Source organism: Levilactobacillus wangkuiensis (assembly GCF_016861605.1).
GTDB lineage: Bacteria > Bacillota > Bacilli > Lactobacillales > Lactobacillaceae > Levilactobacillus > Levilactobacillus wangkuiensis.
On record NZ_BOLM01000003.1, the window covers coordinates 245,496 to 262,662 of the forward strand.

The following is a 17,167-nucleotide window of genomic DNA, read 5'->3' on the forward strand; positions in this document are numbered from 1 at the left end:
TGGAACCGGCCCCACAGCAGGGCACTTTGAGCCCACCGTCGGGAACGAACAGCCCCATGTCCGGCCCGGTTTTCACCAGTCCGGAGACCCGCGTTAAGTCCAGATGCCGTACAAATCAGCGGCTGAGGATGGGTAGGCGAAAAACGTGTCGTGTAACGCTTCTGGTGTCACGTGTTGCTGGATCAAGAGAGCCAACTGGTTGATCACCGTGTCGGCCTGGTAGCTAATGGCTTCGGCACCAACCACTTCACCACTTTGACGATTAATTACCAACAGCAATTTCGCATCGGTATCGTAGTTCCGTTGATACGTTAACCACTGACTTAGGTCAACGGTCTTCAGGGCATAGTGCACGGAATCTTGGCGCGCAGCCGTAACGCTGGCACCCACCTGCGCTAACCGGGGGAGACTGAAGACGGCGCTGGCCTGAAGCGGATAGGCAATCGGAAACGCTTGGGGCGCACTCAGCGCGTCGCCCACATATTTGCCTTGATAAATGGCATAGTTTGCCAAATTAGGCGTTCCGGTGACGGCACAATCCCCGACCGCATAAATCTGGGGATTGCTAGTCTGCAGGTACTCATTGACGCGAATGCCGTGGGGGGTTACGGCCACCCCAGCGGCTTTCAAATTCAGGTCCTCGACGTTAGCCAGTCGGCCTAAAGCCGCGTAAACCACGTCGGTGGACCAGTGAACACCCTGCTGCGTCGTCACCTCAAGTTCCGTCGGCGCCTGAGCCAATCGGGAAATTTCATCATCAAAAATCATGTGCACGTTGTGTTTGGCCAGGCTGGCCAACAGCGTTTGGACAAGTTGGCCATCAAAACCGCGGAGCGCCACGTGGTTGTGTTGGATCAGCGTTACGGTGGCGCCCGCCTCACTTGCGATACCGGCAATCGCAAAAGCAATCACGCCGGCACCCAGGATTGTGATGCGTTGCGGCAGTTGGTGACTTCGGAAAAAGCTGCCGGAGTGTTGAATCAACTGGCCGCCAGGAATGGCGACTTCGCGGGGACGCGCCCCGGTCGCAATCACAAAATTTTTCGCTGTCAGCAGTTCGCCATTGACGCGCACCTGCTGGTCATTCACAAATTCGGCATGGCCCTCAAAGGTGGTGACGCCATTGGTCTGGAAACGTTGTTTGAACCGTTCCTGCGTCTGCCCCACGACGGCATCCCGATGAGTGGCTAGTCGTGACCAGTCCACTGGTGGCACCGGGCCATTCTGTTGGGCAAACGCACGGTGGGCTTCGACGCCCGCTAATAGGACCTTCTTCGGGGTACTTCCCCGCGTCACGGTGGTGCCACCCCAATCACGCTGCTCAATAACCGCAACGGATTGACCGTGGGCGACGGCCCGCATGGCGGCACCGGCACCGCCGACACCCCCACCGATGACGATGGTCTCAAATGTTTGCGTCATGAAATCACTTCTATTCGCTGAAAACGTCGGCAGCACTACTGGTATCTGGTGCGCTCTTTGGGTGTTGCACTTCACGACCGGCGGCATCCTTGTACCAAACGACCGCAGCCTCTTCACTTGGGAAACCTTCAACCGTTGAAACGGGCAGGTTCAGGTGATCGGAAACCATTTGCGATGGGGACGTTGCTAACCACTTGTTCAAGGAAACGTCGGAGTAAACCGCGTTCTTAAACAATTCGATAAAGATCAGTGGTTCCGTTCCAATGTTTTGAATGTAGTGACCGGCTTCCTTAGGAATGACGCCCACGTCACCGGCGTTAAAGTTAAACGTCCGGGCTAACGTGTTGGAGTTAAAGACGCCCACCTTGGCTTGGCCTTGAATGTAGTAATCCCATTCCTCAGACTTGGGGTGCCAGTGCATTTCCCGCATCCCACCGGGTTGCACTTCAACAATGGCCGCAGAAATCGTCTTGGCCGCTGGGAAGACAGATTGGTCAACGATCCAGACCTTGCCGGCTTCAAATTCCTTGGCGGGAACATCCTTCATGTGCAGCGTCAGTGGCGTTTGCATTGGTGTTCCGGGCTTCTTCACCGTGTCGATAGGGCCGGGAACGCTCCCATTAAAGATGTATTTTTCATGACTTGGCAGTGGCTTCAACGTGTCTTCGTCGACCTTAAAGTTAGCCGCAATCACATCTTTAGGCGTGTGCGCCAGCCAATCGGTCAGGAGGAAGGTGTTGTTTTCAGAAAAGTCGGGTTCACTGAAGACTAACAGGAACTCACAGCCTTGGTCCAGCGCCTGAATGGAGTGCGGAATCCCAGCTTCAAAGTCCCACAGGTCACCGGCTTCAATGTCGTCAATGAAGCTTTCGCCCTTTTCATTCAAGGCCGTGACCCGAGCGTTACCGCGTAGCATCATGGCCCATTCGGCTTCCTTGTGCCAGTGCATTTCCCGGTAAGAACCAGGCTTCAAGCACATGTCGACACCCGCTAAATCGTGAGAAGCGGGCAGTTCACGGTTGGTGACCTCACGCGTCCAGCCGCCAGATTCCAACCGCATATGCACGTCGGAAAAACTAAAACGGAGGTTCGCAACCGTCCCGTGGTCAGTGGTTGGTGGTACCAATAAGTCCGGGTTTTGTAAATCGCGTTGATAGTTCCGGGGGCCCTGGTCGATCCAGCCAGTATGGTCTTCATTACGAATTGGTTCTTGCTTATCAGTCATTCGAAAATCCCCTTTACCTATAAGATAATTTTAGTATAAGTCACTTGTGACCGTTAATCAATCATATAGACAACTTTATATATTACAGATTACATTAAAAAACCGTAAATGTAATGTAAATAAAGAAAGTAGTCGTTATTGTGCCACGTATAACGTTTTATGTAACGCTTTTACTAAACAAAAAACCAGCCATCGACTAAATGACTGGTTTCGGATAAATATTCGCTTATTTGTTTACAAGATAATAGAAAAGTTAAGCACACGTCATACAGACAATTCAGTACCATGAAGGGCCTCACACCGCCCGTAGAAGTAGGTTAAACCAGCGTCAGCCGCAGGGGTGGTGAAAATGGGTCACACGGTGGATGTCAGTGACCAGAGGCGGGCCAAAGTGACCAGCTGTGTCGATGGTCTTAGCAGAGCGATTTTCCTCTGCTTAGAGCATGGGACAACCTTTGCGACCGCTACTCAGGCGGAAAGTTGAGGTGGAAGCCCGCCCCTCAGGCTGGAACCGGCCCCACAGCAGGGCGCTTTGAGCCCGCCGCCGGGAACGGACACTACCGCGTTCCGGCCCAGTTTTCACTAGCCCGGAGGCGAATCCAACAAACAAGTTTAGCCCTACTTTTCTAAGTCGAGGACGGCGTTGAAGACTTCCTGGGGCAGCTCGATATCGCTGTGCGCCGACTGCCGCTTATTCATGCTCTGCCGCCGTAACAACGCCTGCTTCTTAGACGTGCTGCGCTTCTCGCCGTTAGCCGCGGCATTCTTCCGCAGCGGTGGCACGTCGACGCGGGCCAACGCCTTGCCTTCAACCACCGATTGGACCGGCATAGGATTTAGTTTACGCGGAATCACGAACTTTAATTTGTGAACCAGCTCTTGGGCCATCAGCGGTGCGTCCTCGCGGTGAACCACGAAGGATAGCGCGTCGACCCGCGCGTAGTTCACGTGAACCTCCACCTTGACCACGTCGGCAATGTCGTAGCCCGCCAGCTCGGTCGTTAGCGTGGCGTACCCGTGAGAAACGGACTTCAGCGCGTTGAAAAAGTCGTAGGCAATTTCAGCAAACGGCAATTGGTATTCGAGGACGACCAAGTCCCCTTGGTTACGCATATCCTGGAGTTCCCCCTTATGTTGGGTGGCCAACTTCATCACGTCGCTCAGGCTCTCGCTGGTCGTGGTAATGGTCGCCGTGGCTAAGGGTTCCTCGACGTAATCGATTTGACTGTAGTCGGGGAACTTGATGGGATTGTCGACAATCACTGGTTCGTCCACGTTTTTCACGTGCACGCGGTAGGTCACATTAGGCGCCGTGGTCAGCACGTCCAGGCCGTACTCGTCATGCAGGCGTTCGCGGATGATTTGCAAATGGAAGATACCCAGGAAGCCACACCGGAAACCGGCTCCTAGGGCGTCGGAACTTTCTGGTCGGTAGTGGAACGACGCATCGTTGAGCGCCAGCTTTTCCACGGCCAATTGTAAATCGTGGTAATGATCACCCTGGGGATAGAACCCGGCGAAGACCATCGACTGCGAGGGTTGATACCCCGGGAGCGCCGTGGCCGTGGGGTTGGCCACACTGGTCAGCGTATCCCCGACCCGTAAGGCTTGTGGGTCCTTCAACCCGGTCACCACGTAGCCCACATCGCCGGCCACCAACTGCTTGGCAGCGACCCGTTGTGGCGTGAAAATGCCAATTTCGTTGGCCGTCACCGGTTGGTCGGTGGCCATTAATTTCAGCTTATCGTTCGGCTTCAGCTGCCCATCCATCAACCGGACGTAGGCAATAATGCCCTTGAAGGCGTCGTACTGAGAGTCGAAAACCAGCGCCTTGAGTGGCTGCTTCACCGATCCCGTGGGCGCCGGAATCGTGGTGTGAATGGCTTCCAATACATCGTGGACATTCAGGCCGGTCTTGGCAGAAATCTTAAGCATGGTGACGTCGGCAAAGTCTGGGGACAACGACCGAATCTGCTCGGTAGTCCGCTCAACGTCGGCCGCGGCGGCATCAATCTTATTGATAACGGGAATCACGGTCAGGTGGTTGTCCTGGGCCAAGCGCAAATTGGCAACAGTCTGGGCCTGCACCCCTTGGGTGGCATCGACCAGTAAAAGCGCGCCATCACTAGCGGCAAGGCTCTTGGACACCTCATAGGTGAAGTCGACGTGACCCGGAGTATCGATAAAGTTATATTCGTATTCCTGGCCATCATCGGCCGTGTAATAATTACGGACCGTCCGGGATTTTACGGTGACACCGTGGGCTTGTTCCACGGCCAAATCATCCAATAGCTGGGCTTGGCTTTCGCGGTCGGAAACGGTTTGGGTCTGTTCCATGATGCGGTCGGCCAGCGTGGATTTTCCGTGGTCGATATGGGCGATAATCGCAAAATTACGAACGTTTTGAATTTGCATGCAGTTCCTCCTCAAGGATGCCGTCGAGGTAGTAGCCAAATGTCTGGCAAGCCTCGGTTTCTAAATCAATCTGAAAAATGGGGAAATTGGTCGCCAAACTGGTGTGGTTGAAGCGTTCCAGTCCGGCCAGGTTCATTAAGCCACTAATAATGGCGCTCTGACTCACAAAGAGGTGACTCGCGGTCGCCACGCTGAGGCCAGGCACCTTGGCCGCCACCGTCTGGCCCAATGCCAGGTTGGCAGCGTACAGGTCTTGGCGCCCTTGCTGCGTCTGTTTGCGGTCAGCGTGACCTTCCAAGACTGGCCCCCGCAAGGCATTCAGCCGGACCAGGGTCACATGGTCGGTGATCAACGTCCGTGTCTCTGCCAGTAAGCGGGCCTTTAACTGCGTGGGCGTCATCGCGGGGCCCTTCGCCAGGTCGGCGTTAAGGGTCGTGAAGTAGCGCTGGTACCCGGTCAGCAGGAGCGTCATGAAAAGACTTTCTTTAGTCGGATAGTAGTTGAACAGCGTCCCCTTGGCCACGCTGGCCTGACGGGCAATCTGGGCCATCGAGATGTCGGTGAATACCTCCCGCTCAACCAGTTGCCAGGCCACCTGCGCAATCCGCTGAGCCTTGGCCTGCTTGGCGGTTGGGGATAAGGTGTTGCTCATTTAGCGCCCTCCTTTTAAAATTGACCATCAGTCATTTTTGCAATTCTCTAACCATATACTGTCGAATCCCTTTGTGTCAACTAATTTGTTAAAACTATCCTTTCACTGAACAAGGATTGGCGTATAATAATAAACGTAGCAAAAACTTAATAAATTAGTTCGGTGTTGGGTAGTCAATATTTGAGCAACTGCCTGTTCAGGCCATACATAATGTCATCTGCTTAGTGTTCGTTGCTACAAAAACCAGTGTCGTTAGTCAATAAACGACAGTATAGTACCCATACATGTGCTAGTTAGTTTCGCCGATGCCAATACAGATTCCACTAGTGCGTTGCTAGAGCTCGCAAAAATACCGACCAGTTGGCAGTGACCAGAGGCGAATCAAGGTTCCCAGCTGTGTCGATGGTCTTAACTGAGTGTTTTTCTCAGTTTAGAGCATGGGGCGACCTTGGAGACTGGTGAATTTCCAGGCTTCAAGGCGAGGTGGAAGCCCGCTTCCCAGGCTGGAGCCGTCCCCCACAGCAGGGAATTTTGAATTCGCCGCCGGGAACGAACGGCACGAACAATCTGTATTTCCAGGCCCTCAGGCCGGCACCGTTCCCCACAGCAGGGCATTTTGAGCCCACCGCCGGGAACGGACTCGATGCTCATATTTACACCAAGCGGTAACAAACGTCTATTGATCTCAACGGCTGAGCCAACGCGCAAGCTTTCACTGTACGCGGGCGACAGCCTTTTTTCGTCCCTAATAGCCAAAATCTGAGGAGTGAACCCTATGAAAACTTGTCCCAACTGTCACCAACAGGTGGCGCCCGATAGTATTTTCTGTGAACACTGTGGCTTCGACCTGCGGACCGCAGCCGCAACGACCCCAACCAAGGCCCACCGGTCACGCCGGCGCAACAAAGCTGCTAAGCCCGGTAAGAAGAAGTCCAAATGGCTCAGCCGCGGGGTGTGGGCCATTCTTGCCGTCGCGGTTATCGTTGTGATTGTCCTGGCTGGATCCTTCTACAATAAGCAGGCCGGCAAGGAAAAGCAGATTGCCACCATCACCGACTACATCACCGATAACCAGAGTGACGATTTCGCCAAAAAATTGGTTAGCGACAATCCCAATTTAAAAATCGACGGTGACACGGTCCAGCCGCTGTTCACCTACGCCCGGAAACACCCGAACTACGTGGCCAACATGAAGGCCGACCTGCAAAAGAACGGCGAGACGCGCGACCACACATTTACGCTAGAAACCACTGGCCACAGCTTCCTAGTTTTCCCGATTTATAAGCTGCGGGTCACCACCATGCATCCCGTGCTGACGACCAACGTTGCCAACGCCACCTTGATGGCCAACAACAAGGCCTTGGTTACCTCGAAGAATAACCATTACACCTACAAGGCGGGTCCCCTGTTCCCCGGCCGCTACACGTTCAAGCTGTCTGGGAGCCAATCCAAGGCCAGTGTAACCGCCGATTTGGTCGCTAGCAACGCCGTCAACAAGCACGTTGACCTGATTGCCCAGGCCGCCAAGAAAGGCCATGACGTGACGAACAACAATGAAGATGAAACCACCGTTTCTGACGCGACTGGTGGGAAGGTCGAGGACGACACTACCAGCGACGATAGTGACTACGATGATGATGACGACACGGATTCCGATAGCAGCTATGAGGACCTCTCCACTGACGGTCAAGCTGCCGTCGACGCCATTTATTATGCCGATTACATCGACGACGAAAATGATTACACCTACACGGAATCGATGCCACACGACCACGTCACCGAGGTCAAGTTGTATGACGACGACGGTGATCACGACGGCACGTACCGTTACGATGATATCCACGATATTTTAGCTGAATATAATTCGTCGAACGGTAAATTTGAGACCGTTGACACCGACGACTAACGAAAGGACCATTCCTATGAAACAAACCTACTACCGTATCTGTTCCAACTGTGGCAACCAGAACGCCGCCGACGCTAATTTCTGTTTAAAATGTGGCACGACCCTGTCAGCCGCAGACGAATACGCCCTGATTCCCCACGCAGCCGACCAAACTTTTCCCCTGTTTGACCTGGAACTGACGCCGGATGAGGTCGCTCAGACCAAGAACTTCCGAATCACCGAGGACCGTGACATCCCCGCTGGTTACCGTTCCGCCGGCCTAATGTTTGCCGAAAGCGACGTCGCCCCACGTGCGGGCGCGAAGGCCGCCTGGGAAGACCTGATGAAACACGTTTACGCTCTCTTGCTTGCCAAGGGATACGACGGTGTGGCCCGGGTCTCCATCCAACCGGAACCCATGCAACCGAGTCAGCTCTGCCTGTACGGTGAAGCTTTAATTGTCGACACTCAGCACTAATAACTGGAGGAATCCTTATGCATTTAACCCATTACGCAGCCCCCGCCAATGATCAACCTGGCGGCGGGGCCGCTAACTTCTGCCCCAACTGTGGCCAACCGGTCTCGGCAACAGACACGTTCTGTCCCAACTGTGGCGCCAACTTACAGGTCGCTACCGGTGACACGAACCAATTTCAAACGCCCCAACAACCGCAAGCAACCACGCCAACGCAACAACGGACGGCCCCCACTCGGCCAGCCCGTAAGCCACGGCAACCGTGGTCGAAGAAAAAGAAACGCCTCTGGTGGGGGATCGGTGTCGCCGCGGTAGCCGTCATTGGCTTCTTCGTGTGGGGCAGCAATCACTACTCCCGCGCGGCAACGCTGGACCGGACCATCAGCGACATCAAGAGCGGCAAACACCTGACGGACGACTTCACCAGCGCGAGTTCCGACTTGACGCTGAGCAAATCTAAACTGTTGCCGATCAACCGTTACTACAGCGACCATTCCCAGGACTTGAGCAAGCTGAAGGCTGATCTCGATAACAGCGGCCGCAGTACGGACGGCGATTTCGTTTATGAACAAAACGGCCATCACCTATTGTTCTTCCCGAAGTACCAGATTAGCGTGAGCCCGGTCTACCCGACCGTCACGACCAACCATACCGGCAACGTGATCACGCTGGATAACCACAAGATTGCGACCGCCACGTCTGACAGCTTCACCAAGAAACTGTCCGCCATGGTGCCTGGTGAATACCACCTGCAATCCAAGGGGAAAATTGGTGGCCACAACCTGACCAACAGTAGTGATTACCACATCACTAGTAACAAGACATATGATTTGGAACTGACCACTATTTCAGTGGAACTAGACACCGTTGCGGGGTCTAACGTGTACTTAAACGGCAAGAAGATTGGGACCGCCGACAGCACGGGGACTTACCAAATCAAGAACGAACCGTGGACGTCCGACATGAGCGTTTACGCCGCCTACACGTCCAGTGCCGGGAAGGCAACCACGCCAACCACCAAGCTGAAAAAGGATGACGACGGCAGTTACGTCGACTTGGATTACAAGGATATGATGGACCAGAGTGACGCGGACGACTTTATTTCGAACCTGTTCGACGCCGCACAAAATCTCTCGGACCATGACGACAGTACCGACGACGATGGCGACGAGATGTCCGACTTCTTTGTCAACGGGACTAGCAACGACTACTACGCCGACCTTAGAAAGATGGCCAAGGGGTACAACGACAACGACGACCTCGATAGCATTAACATGGATACCGACGTGACCGACGTTAAGCCCGGCCCGAATGGCACTAGCGAAGTGGTCTTCACGGTTGAATACACGTTTGGCTTGAGCGATTACGACTACGACCACGTGCAGGACTTCCAGTACACGGCCACGGTTCAACCCGCTAGTGACGATTCATCACAAAGCTATCAAATTTTGAAGTACGGCCACGCTGTGAAGACGTCTGACCGCCACGAAGACGATTAAGGAGGCTTCCCCATGGAAAACGGTACTAAGTTCTGTCCCCACTGTGGGAACCAACTCAGTGCGGACGCTAAATTCTGCCCCCGCTGTGGCTTCGCACTGGCTAACGTGACTGACTCGGTTAGTCAGCCGCAACCGGAACCATCAGCGCCAGTTGAACCCGTACAAGCAGCCCCACAGAGAACCACCGACCCAACGGCTAATCCATTTACTTGGTTCGCAGAATCTTTAAAACATCCAGCCGAACCCATCGTCGGCGCTAACCGGCTGTTCGGCCCAGGATTGCTGCTGATCGAATTGCTCCTAACAATTATCATGATTGATGTTGTCGACAAAGCCTCAAGAACGGTTGAAGCACGATATGACAGCTCTTCTGCCTATGTGTTTAGTGAGATTGGCCATAATAGCCTGCGCACAGCAATCGGCTTGGGTATCCTCACTTTGCTCTTCATCTTGATTACCTTGGGGTTAAGTTACGGTATCCGTCGTCTAAATGACCAACGCGCCGAACTAAACTTCTGGGAGTTTACCAACCAGTTTGCCGGGATCTCTAGTTTTGCTTTGATTATTAGTCTGGTAACTTTCCTTGCAACTTTCATGATCAAAATTGATTCCGACTACTCAGCGGATTACTGGGTGCCCGTGTTACTAATACCTTTGACATTAATGTTTAATCTCAGCTACGTTTACAATACGATTCGTGAGACGGAGAAGCCCCGCTGGGAAAAGCTTTACGTGATTCTAGCCTCTGAAGTTTTATTAATTGTTATTTGCGCCGGAATTATCTATTTCCTAGTCAAGCAACACGCCATGCCAACTCTATAAAAATTAGTCAAAGGAGGTCCCCTAATGGATAACCCTAAGTTTTGTCCCAATTGTGGCAACCCGCTCTCCGGCACTGCCCAATTCTGTCCCAAGTGCGGCTATCAACTTGGTAGCGTTGCTTCTGCACATAACGAAGCGCCCCAAGAACCAGTAACTCCCGACTCTGTGCCCACCCAGGACACCCCCAAAGAAAACTTCACGGGAAACTTTTTCTCTTGGTGGCGAGACGCTCTTCGTCAACCCACACTAGCGCCAATTAACGCCAACCATTTCTTCGGCATTGGATTCTTGCTGATCAACCTGGTACTGACAACGATGATTGCGTACTTAATCGCCAATCATTTTATCTTCATGTCGATTGCGCAATACTCAACCAAGGTTCGTGCCATGATGCCAGCTGGCGAGATTCACCGCAAACTTGCCTTCGGTTTGTTCTTAATTGCCCTCTTCATCTACGCGCTTTTCCTGATTGTGGCCTACGTCGTTAGACAACTCGGAGACGCCCAGGCTCCCCGAAACTTTTTGGAATTTACAAATCACTTTGCCACTAGCGCAAGTAGTCTCGTGATTGCCAATGTTGCTTTACTGATTATTGCTGTATTTGTCAACTTCACCACCACCTTAAAATCTAGTGATAGCTACACGGTTACCGATAAGAAATTTGAGCGAATTATACTTTTTATGGTTGCCCTCGTCGTTATCACTATACTTATGTTGTCGCTGCAATATTTCACGACGACGATAGATATTGTGGCTCCGCGACTAGATAAGATTTACCTGCTGATCATTGCGACAGCCGTCACCGTCATTGGTCTCGTTTTTATTGGCAAGTATGCTTACCACTCAGGACTTAATTTCTTCAAATATCTCAGTCACTTACTAGAAAAATTCTATTATTAAACAAAAACGCCAGGAAATTTTCCCGGCGTTTTTAATTACGAGATTTAAAGTGGTATTCTAGAATTTATAAACACACCAAATGGAGGACAAACAATGAGTTTAATTTATTTGAAACGGGCAACGGCGGCCGACGTGCCAGCTATCATGCCCATTATCGCTAACGCTAAGGCCCTGCTGAAGGCCGATGGCAGTCCACAGTGGCAAGATGGCTACCCGGACGAAGCGGCCATCAGACGCGACATCATGGCCCAACAGAGCTGGCTATTGATGGTTGATGGGCAAGTGGCCGGAACCGCCGCACAGGTGGTCGGTGACGACCCGAACTACCACGAAATTGATGGTGAGGGCTGGCACAACACGACGGCGCCCTACGCCACGATTCACCGGATTGCCCTGAGCGCTGGCTTTGCCGGGCAACACCTGAGCCACTACTTCTTCTCCAACCTGATCAGCCAGGCCTACCAAGAAGGCGTCCGCAACTTCCGCATCGACACGCATGCCATGAACCAGCGGATGCAGGCGATTGCCGGGAGCTTAGGCTACCAATACCGCGGCGAGATTCGCGTGGACGAACCCGGCGATAACCTCCGTCACGCCTATGAGCTGAATTTAGCGGATTAACCAAGTGTCACCATTTTACGGGCTGTCCGCGTTCACTTAGCGGACGACCGGCTGAATTTGGGGTGCCAAATTGCTAAAGTCATGCACCATTATGGCTGTAAATTAATTGCGCAATGATGTATAATGGTCACTATTGTTTATTAGACTGTTTTAGTAGAGAGGGGATTTTCTTTTAAAATGTATCGATTTTTCGTCCAGCCGCAAGTGAACGCGGCAACGCAGAAGTTAGCTGGTTACGAACTGTTATTACGCTCTTACTGTCACGATTACTGGGTGACGCCAACCGATTTCACAGCGCTTCCAATGGACCAACAGGTGTCACTGTCCTATCAAGAAATCACGAACATTTTAAAGGATCACAAAGATAATCCCGAGATTTCGCTAAACCTAAACCGTGAACAATTCACGGACCGCCGGACAATTGGCCACTTGATCCACTTGAAGAAATCCATCAAAAATTTGAAATTAATCGTCGAATTGACGGAAGCCCCTCTGCTGGAGGAACTCCACCGTTACGTGTCGCTGTACCGGGCGTTTGACATCAAATTGAGCTTGGATGACGTCGGCACGGACAATCCGTGGTGCCCAGCTGTGCAAGATATCCTGCCCTTCATGGACAATATCAAGTTCGCCATGCAAAATTTCCGGCTCCAACACCGGCAAAAAGAATTGCTGCCGAGCCTCAGCTCCTGGCGTAAGATTGCCGATATGTACCAGCTCGGCTTCACGCTGGAAGGCATCGAGGACCAAAGCGACGTGGCGTTGGCAAAGAAATACAACGCCGGCACGACCCAGGGTTACTATTACAGTAAACCTGTGCCCTACGCTGGGTAATTGCATACTTAACCAAAATGAAACGACACGCTGGCCGGTTGGCTGCGTGTCGTTTTTTGTTCTATTACTTATTTTGTATCCTTGATTCTGACCTTACTGCTTTACAGTACTTCTAAAGCTGACCTGGACGGTTACCTTAGGTATCTATTGTTCTTGACCTTATTGATTTGCAGTACTTCTAAAGCCCAGCGATGTTCAGTAAAGAAATTCATACGGTTCTTAACCCTATTGATTTGCAGTACTTCTAAAGCTGCGCCAATCGTGCCACTTAGTACAATCATGTTCTTGACCCTATTGATTTGCAGTACTTCTAAAGCCTAATGTGATGCTTCAAAGTGAATACACTGGTTCTTGACCCTATTGATTTGCAGTACTTCTAAAGCGTTGACTCATATACAGAAAAAGCACCGCTCGTTCTTGACCCTATTGATTTGCAGTACTTCTAAAGCTTCGTGGGCGCGGTGGCCAAGACTTTCAAAGTTCTTGACCCTATTGATTTGCAGTACTTCTAAAGCGTAGGCTCTGTAGGTACATGGCTTTGACTTGTTCTTGACCCTATTGATTTGCAGTACTTCTAAAGCTCACGCTGTTGTGTCAGAACGTTTTCATCCGTTCTTGACCCTATTGATTTGCAGTACTTCTAAAGCCGATGACACTTATAAGTTTTATTTTATTAAGTTCTTGACCCTATTGATTTGCAGTACTTCTAAAGCTGCCCCTGAACAGTTACCGTGAACTTTTTAGTTCTTGACCCTATTGATTTGCAGTACTTCTAAAGCTGTGCCTTAGTAAAGTTTTGACGAGATGAGGTTCTTGACCCTATTGATTTGCAGTACTTCTAAAGCTGTGCCTTAGTAAAGTTTTGACGAGATGAGGTTCTTGACCCTATTGATTTGCAGTACTTCTAAAGCTGTGCCTTAGTAAAGTTTTGACGAGATGAGGTTCTTGACCCTATTGATTTGCAGTACTTCTAAAGCTGTGCCTTAGTAAAGTTTTGACGAGATGAGGTTCTTGACCCTATTGATTTGCAGTACTTCTAAAGCTGTGCCTTAGTAAAGTTTTGACGAGATGAGGTTCTTGACCCTATTGATTTGCAGTACTTCTAAAGCATTAGTTTCGCCTCCTAACGTTCACGGTCAGTTCTTGACCCTATTGATTTGCAGTACTTCTAAAGCAGCCATGAGGGGCTTTTCTTTGCCTAAAAAGTTCTTGACCCTATTGATTTGCAGTACTTCTAAAGCTCGTGGACTCTTTGAAGCGTGCTGCCGGCTGTTCTTGACCCTATTGATTTGCAGTACTTCTAAAGCAGCGGGTCACAAGTAACAAACGGTTCTGGACTTCTTGACCCTATTGATTTGCAGTACTTCTAAAGCACGCGCACGAACCCGTCGACTTTCCGCGCGGTTCTTGACCCTATTGATTTGCAGTACTTCTAAAGCTCGTCAAACAGGCTAGCTAACTTTCCCAGGGTTCTTGACCCTATTGATTTGCAGTACTTCTAAAGCCCATAGCCTTATTTGCCGTGATGTAGTTGCGTTCTTGACCCTATTGATTTGCAGTACTTCTAAAGCACCTCGTAGATTAACTCTGTGTCCTCTGGAGTTCTTGACCCTATTGATTTGCAGTACTTCTAAAGCTCTTCGGTAAAGTCCCGGAAGTTTTGCGTAGTTCTTGACCCTATTGATTTGCAGTACTTCTAAAGCTAGGTTCGTCCAGGATGTGGAATGGTAGAAGTTCTTGACCCTATTGATTTGCAGTACTTCTAAAGCTTACAAAAGCAGCACCTTCAATTGAGGCGTAGTTCTTGACCCTATTGATTTGCAGTACTTCTAAAGCCACGATGGTGTGCCTAGGAGGTAATGATATGTTCTTGACCCTATTGATTTGCAGTACTTCTAAAGCAAGAAGCAATTACCACAGACTGGAGAAAAAGTTCTTGACCCTATTGATTTGCAGTACTTCTAAAGCTTAACCTAGTCTTAACCTTAACCAAAACCAGTTCTTGACCCTATTGATTTGCAGTACTTCTAAAGCCATGGATTGATGATGATATAAAAGTGGCTGGTTCTTGACCCTATTGATTTGCAGTACTTCTAAAGCTTGGAGTGCCATCAACAATCACGTAAACGTGTTCTTGACCCTATTGATTTGCAGTACTTCTAAAGCACCTTGCACATTACCATCAGCAGGACTAGCGTTCTTGACCCTATTGATTTGCAGTACTTCTAAAGCCGTTGTTTTCACACCAGTATCTCATCATAAAAAACTACCAGAGAACAAAATCGCTATCAATGTAGTGATAGTCACATTTTTTAAAATAGTCTTTACGTTGACTAGGTGAAAATTCGATTAGAAGCAGTGGCAAGTCGACGTTAGCCATGAACCTCACCAGCAATTGTAGCTGGCTGACCTGAAGATAATGACTAACATTGGTCAGAACAATCATGTGATGATCATTCAACTCTACTAGTACCTTGATTAATGTCTCAATTATACCATAGGCATCATCTTGTAAGTCTGGCGTTAACTGGATACCACTAAATTTGACCAGTTTCGCTAACTCTGGAATTTCCGGCAACTCCAGAGGGACATCCATTAAGTAGCTATCGGCCAAAATTTTAGACAACAATTCCCTGAGACCATCCGCTAATTTCACCACCTCATCATCAGCCAGTAATTTCATTAATTGACTCTGCAACTTTCGCTGAAATAAAGTATTCAAATTGAGCGTCAACATCGGATCTCCATACCATTGGGCTCCTGTCTTTAACGGAACTGACGCAAAATCGGTATCACTTAGTTTAATCGTATCTTCTCTTCCCTGCAGGCCAAAGGTTAACTCACGATAGACCCGTTGTGCGCCGGTATCAATTACGGTCACCTTACCAGGTTCCACAGAAAACGGTGGAAAACTATAATATGTAAGATTCATATCATAATGGTCCTTTCCGCTGAATTGATAATGTCTTGATTGGGTTCACCAGAAATAAAGTGCATGGCCTGATACTGTTTTTCCGTCAACATGACTGACTGAACCAGACCTTCCTTCGGTGTAATGGCTGAAATTCGCTGTTCCACAGACTTTGCATTCTTAGAGTTAGCACAGACACGTACATAAACAGAGAATTGCATCATGAAGAACCCCTCTGAAATCAATGCTTTACGAAAATGGCGATAGTTTCTCCTATCCTCGCTGCTCACCATGGGTAAATCAAACATAATCATTAATCGCATAATTTGATACCTCATTTGGAATCTCAACCTCGATTCTGATTTGATCTGTCTCCTCGTTTAAATACTTCAAACAACTAACGACATGCTTTTCAACAACGTTACTAAAGAGCTCCTTCTTTCCTTGATAGGTCATTTCTAAATCAAACAGTCTGATCAATCCAAACTTAACATCCGGCGTCAGGTCTTGAAACCTCTGTTGTGCCACCCAATAATCAATGATTGGTCGGAAAGGTTCCATCAAATCCGAGCCTAAATTAAAGCCATTTCCAGCGTTACAATGGTGAATCCCGAAACAAGTTAGATAGCCACGAGAAACAATTACCCGGTCAATAAGCGATAACAGAATTGAATAACCATAATTTAATGCGGCATTCTCTGGTACTAAGTCAGACCGTGAAAAATCATTTCCAAAGATCAATGGAAAATATTGCCGCGCCACCACAGCCTCTCGATTAGTCGCATCATTCAACTCTAGTTTATCTACCTCATCAACCAGGTCCGCCACATCGGCATCCAAAAAGCTTGCTACAGCCACCTGATTTTGTAATTTGGCTGCCACAATACGTGTCCATAGATTCTCAATTCGTGATTGATTCCAGTTAACTTGGGAAGTTACGAGCGCTGCTGTCCGTGCATTCGGATAGTTTTCCGCCGTCTCACAGATTGGTTGACCATCTCGTCCTGTAAAAATCACCTTCACGTGAGCTTCTGTCAGTGCCGCAATCGCTGCCGTTGTAATTACAGCTTGTAAAGTCTGAACCACAACGACATTCAACCGACTCACGGGGACGTGTAACCTGTCTGAATCCGTCTGAATCACCAAGTTTCCAGCAGTCAACGAAATTTTAGCATGTTGGCTCACAACAATTGTTTGCCACCCCATTAAAACGACCTCCTTCTTGCGTTGCCCTTCGCAACGTGGTATTCTGTTGTTGGTCAGGTTGACCTGCTTGACCCCATTGATTTGCAGTACTGCGTTAAAGTCAGACAAGGTGGTTCATGCCACCAAGTTTTATCTTATGAGCCCGTTATCGAGCCATACATAGTCAGAGCCCCTCATTGAAACCATCAGTGAGGGGCTCTTTTTCATTTACTTATTTTTTATCTAACGCGTAGTGCTAGTCTATTCGCAATCCACTTCGACCACGAACCAAGTTGCTATGAACCTTAAGTGTATTCCACA

The 17,167-nt window shown here is 49.9% G+C and carries 14 protein-coding genes and 1 CRISPR repeat array; of the genes, 7 read left to right on the top strand and 7 right to left on the bottom strand.

Annotated elements, in window-relative coordinates; genetic code table 11:
- Positions 1-93: 93 nt before the first annotated feature.
- From JUF13_RS03455 to JUF13_RS03470, 4 genes are all read right to left on the bottom strand, one after another.
- On the bottom strand, positions 94-1,422 hold the full coding sequence (locus tag JUF13_RS03455; protein WP_203637725.1) for a dihydrolipoyl dehydrogenase family protein: 1,329 nt from the start codon (positions 1,420-1,422) through the stop codon (positions 94-96).
- Positions 1,423-1,432: 10 nt separating this feature from the next.
- Complete coding sequence (locus tag JUF13_RS03460; protein ID WP_203637726.1) at positions 1,433-2,647, bottom strand: cupin domain-containing protein; 1,215 nt, start codon at positions 2,645-2,647, stop codon at positions 1,433-1,435.
- Between the two features lie 618 nt (positions 2,648-3,265).
- Complete coding sequence (gene lepA / locus JUF13_RS03465; protein WP_203637727.1) at positions 3,266-5,062, bottom strand: translation elongation factor 4; 1,797 nt, start codon at positions 5,060-5,062, stop codon at positions 3,266-3,268.
- A complete protein-coding gene (locus tag JUF13_RS03470; protein ID WP_203637728.1) occupies positions 5,040-5,714 on the bottom strand; it encodes a TetR/AcrR family transcriptional regulator in 675 nt (224 codons plus the stop codon). The genes lepA and JUF13_RS03470 overlap by 23 nt, the downstream gene beginning before the upstream one ends.
- 775 nt (positions 5,715-6,489) lie before the next feature.
- Here JUF13_RS03470 and JUF13_RS03475 point away from each other — a divergent pair.
- The 7 genes from JUF13_RS03475 to JUF13_RS03505 all read left to right on the top strand — a co-directional run bounded on the left by JUF13_RS03475 (position 6,490) and on the right by JUF13_RS03505 (position 12,750).
- The gene (locus tag JUF13_RS03475) at positions 6,490-7,620 is read left to right on the top strand and encodes a TcaA second domain-containing protein (RefSeq protein WP_203637729.1); all 1,131 of its coding nucleotides are present in this window, start codon (positions 6,490-6,492) and stop codon (positions 7,618-7,620) included.
- 16 nt (positions 7,621-7,636) lie between these two features.
- Entirely contained in the window at positions 7,637-8,077 is a 441-nt protein-coding gene (locus JUF13_RS03480) for a zinc ribbon domain-containing protein (RefSeq protein ID WP_203637730.1), read from the top strand.
- Between the two features lie 17 nt (positions 8,078-8,094).
- On the top strand, positions 8,095-9,573 hold the full coding sequence (locus JUF13_RS03485) for a zinc ribbon domain-containing protein (protein WP_203637731.1): 1,479 nt from the start codon (positions 8,095-8,097) through the stop codon (positions 9,571-9,573).
- Between the two features lie 12 nt (positions 9,574-9,585).
- Positions 9,586-10,395, top strand: a complete 810-nt coding sequence (locus tag JUF13_RS03490) for a zinc ribbon domain-containing protein (RefSeq protein WP_203637732.1) — start codon at positions 9,586-9,588, stop codon at positions 10,393-10,395.
- 24 nt (positions 10,396-10,419) lie between these two features.
- Positions 10,420-11,295, top strand: a complete 876-nt coding sequence (locus JUF13_RS03495) for a zinc ribbon domain-containing protein (protein WP_203637733.1) — start codon at positions 10,420-10,422, stop codon at positions 11,293-11,295.
- A 93-nt stretch (positions 11,296-11,388) separates the two neighbouring features.
- Positions 11,389-11,916 (top strand): GNAT family N-acetyltransferase, encoded by a 528-nt coding sequence (locus tag JUF13_RS03500; protein WP_203637734.1) that lies wholly within the window; start codon positions 11,389-11,391, stop codon positions 11,914-11,916.
- Between the two features lie 177 nt (positions 11,917-12,093).
- Complete coding sequence (locus JUF13_RS03505) at positions 12,094-12,750, top strand: EAL domain-containing protein (RefSeq protein WP_203637735.1); 657 nt, start codon at positions 12,094-12,096, stop codon at positions 12,748-12,750.
- Positions 12,751-12,833: 83 nt separating this feature from the next.
- Positions 12,834-14,982: direct repeats of the CRISPR family, unit length 36 nt; unit sequence GTTCTTGACCCTATTGATTTGCAGTACTTCTAAAGC.
- A 34-nt stretch (positions 14,983-15,016) separates the two neighbouring features.
- On the opposite strand, the gene csn2 is transcribed toward JUF13_RS03505, so the two are convergent.
- From csn2 to cas1, 3 genes are read right to left on the bottom strand one after another with little or no spacing between them, the layout of a single operon-like run.
- On the bottom strand, positions 15,017-15,682 hold the full coding sequence (gene csn2 / locus JUF13_RS03510; protein ID WP_203637736.1) for a type II-A CRISPR-associated protein Csn2: 666 nt from the start codon (positions 15,680-15,682) through the stop codon (positions 15,017-15,019).
- Positions 15,679-15,984, bottom strand: a complete 306-nt coding sequence (cas2, locus tag JUF13_RS03515) for a CRISPR-associated endonuclease Cas2 (RefSeq protein ID WP_203637737.1) — start codon at positions 15,982-15,984, stop codon at positions 15,679-15,681. The genes csn2 and cas2 overlap by 4 nt, the downstream gene beginning before the upstream one ends.
- Positions 15,962-16,867 (bottom strand): type II CRISPR-associated endonuclease Cas1, encoded by a 906-nt coding sequence (gene cas1 / locus JUF13_RS03520; RefSeq protein WP_203637738.1) that lies wholly within the window; start codon positions 16,865-16,867, stop codon positions 15,962-15,964. Before cas1 ends, cas2 begins: the two co-directional genes overlap by 23 nt.
- Positions 16,868-17,167: the final 300 nt, after the last annotated feature.

What these genes read in the sequence shown, in the direction of transcription:
- JUF13_RS03455 (WP_203637725.1), bottom strand. Translation starts at nt 1,422, where the DNA reads ATGACGCAAACATTTGAGACCATCGTCATCGGTGGGGGTGTCGGCGGT.
- JUF13_RS03460 (WP_203637726.1), bottom strand. Translation starts at nt 2,647, where the DNA reads ATGACTGATAAGCAAGAACCAATTCGTAATGAAGACCATACTGGCTGG.
- lepA (WP_203637727.1), bottom strand. Translation starts at nt 5,062, where the DNA reads ATGCAAATTCAAAACGTTCGTAATTTTGCGATTATCGCCCATATCGAC.
- JUF13_RS03470 (WP_203637728.1), bottom strand. Translation starts at nt 5,714, where the DNA reads ATGAGCAACACCTTATCCCCAACCGCCAAGCAGGCCAAGGCTCAGCGG.
- JUF13_RS03475 (WP_203637729.1), top strand. Translation starts at nt 6,490, where the DNA reads ATGAAAACTTGTCCCAACTGTCACCAACAGGTGGCGCCCGATAGTATT.
- JUF13_RS03480 (WP_203637730.1), top strand. Translation starts at nt 7,637, where the DNA reads ATGAAACAAACCTACTACCGTATCTGTTCCAACTGTGGCAACCAGAAC.
- JUF13_RS03485 (WP_203637731.1), top strand. Translation starts at nt 8,095, where the DNA reads ATGCATTTAACCCATTACGCAGCCCCCGCCAATGATCAACCTGGCGGC.
- JUF13_RS03490 (WP_203637732.1), top strand. Translation starts at nt 9,586, where the DNA reads ATGGAAAACGGTACTAAGTTCTGTCCCCACTGTGGGAACCAACTCAGT.
- JUF13_RS03495 (WP_203637733.1), top strand. Translation starts at nt 10,420, where the DNA reads ATGGATAACCCTAAGTTTTGTCCCAATTGTGGCAACCCGCTCTCCGGC.
- JUF13_RS03500 (WP_203637734.1), top strand. Translation starts at nt 11,389, where the DNA reads ATGAGTTTAATTTATTTGAAACGGGCAACGGCGGCCGACGTGCCAGCT.
- JUF13_RS03505 (WP_203637735.1), top strand. Translation starts at nt 12,094, where the DNA reads ATGTATCGATTTTTCGTCCAGCCGCAAGTGAACGCGGCAACGCAGAAG.
- csn2 (WP_203637736.1), bottom strand. Translation starts at nt 15,682, where the DNA reads ATGAATCTTACATATTATAGTTTTCCACCGTTTTCTGTGGAACCTGGT.
- cas2 (WP_203637737.1), bottom strand. Translation starts at nt 15,984, where the DNA reads ATGCGATTAATGATTATGTTTGATTTACCCATGGTGAGCAGCGAGGAT.
- cas1 (WP_203637738.1), bottom strand. Translation starts at nt 16,867, where the DNA reads ATGGGGTGGCAAACAATTGTTGTGAGCCAACATGCTAAAATTTCGTTG.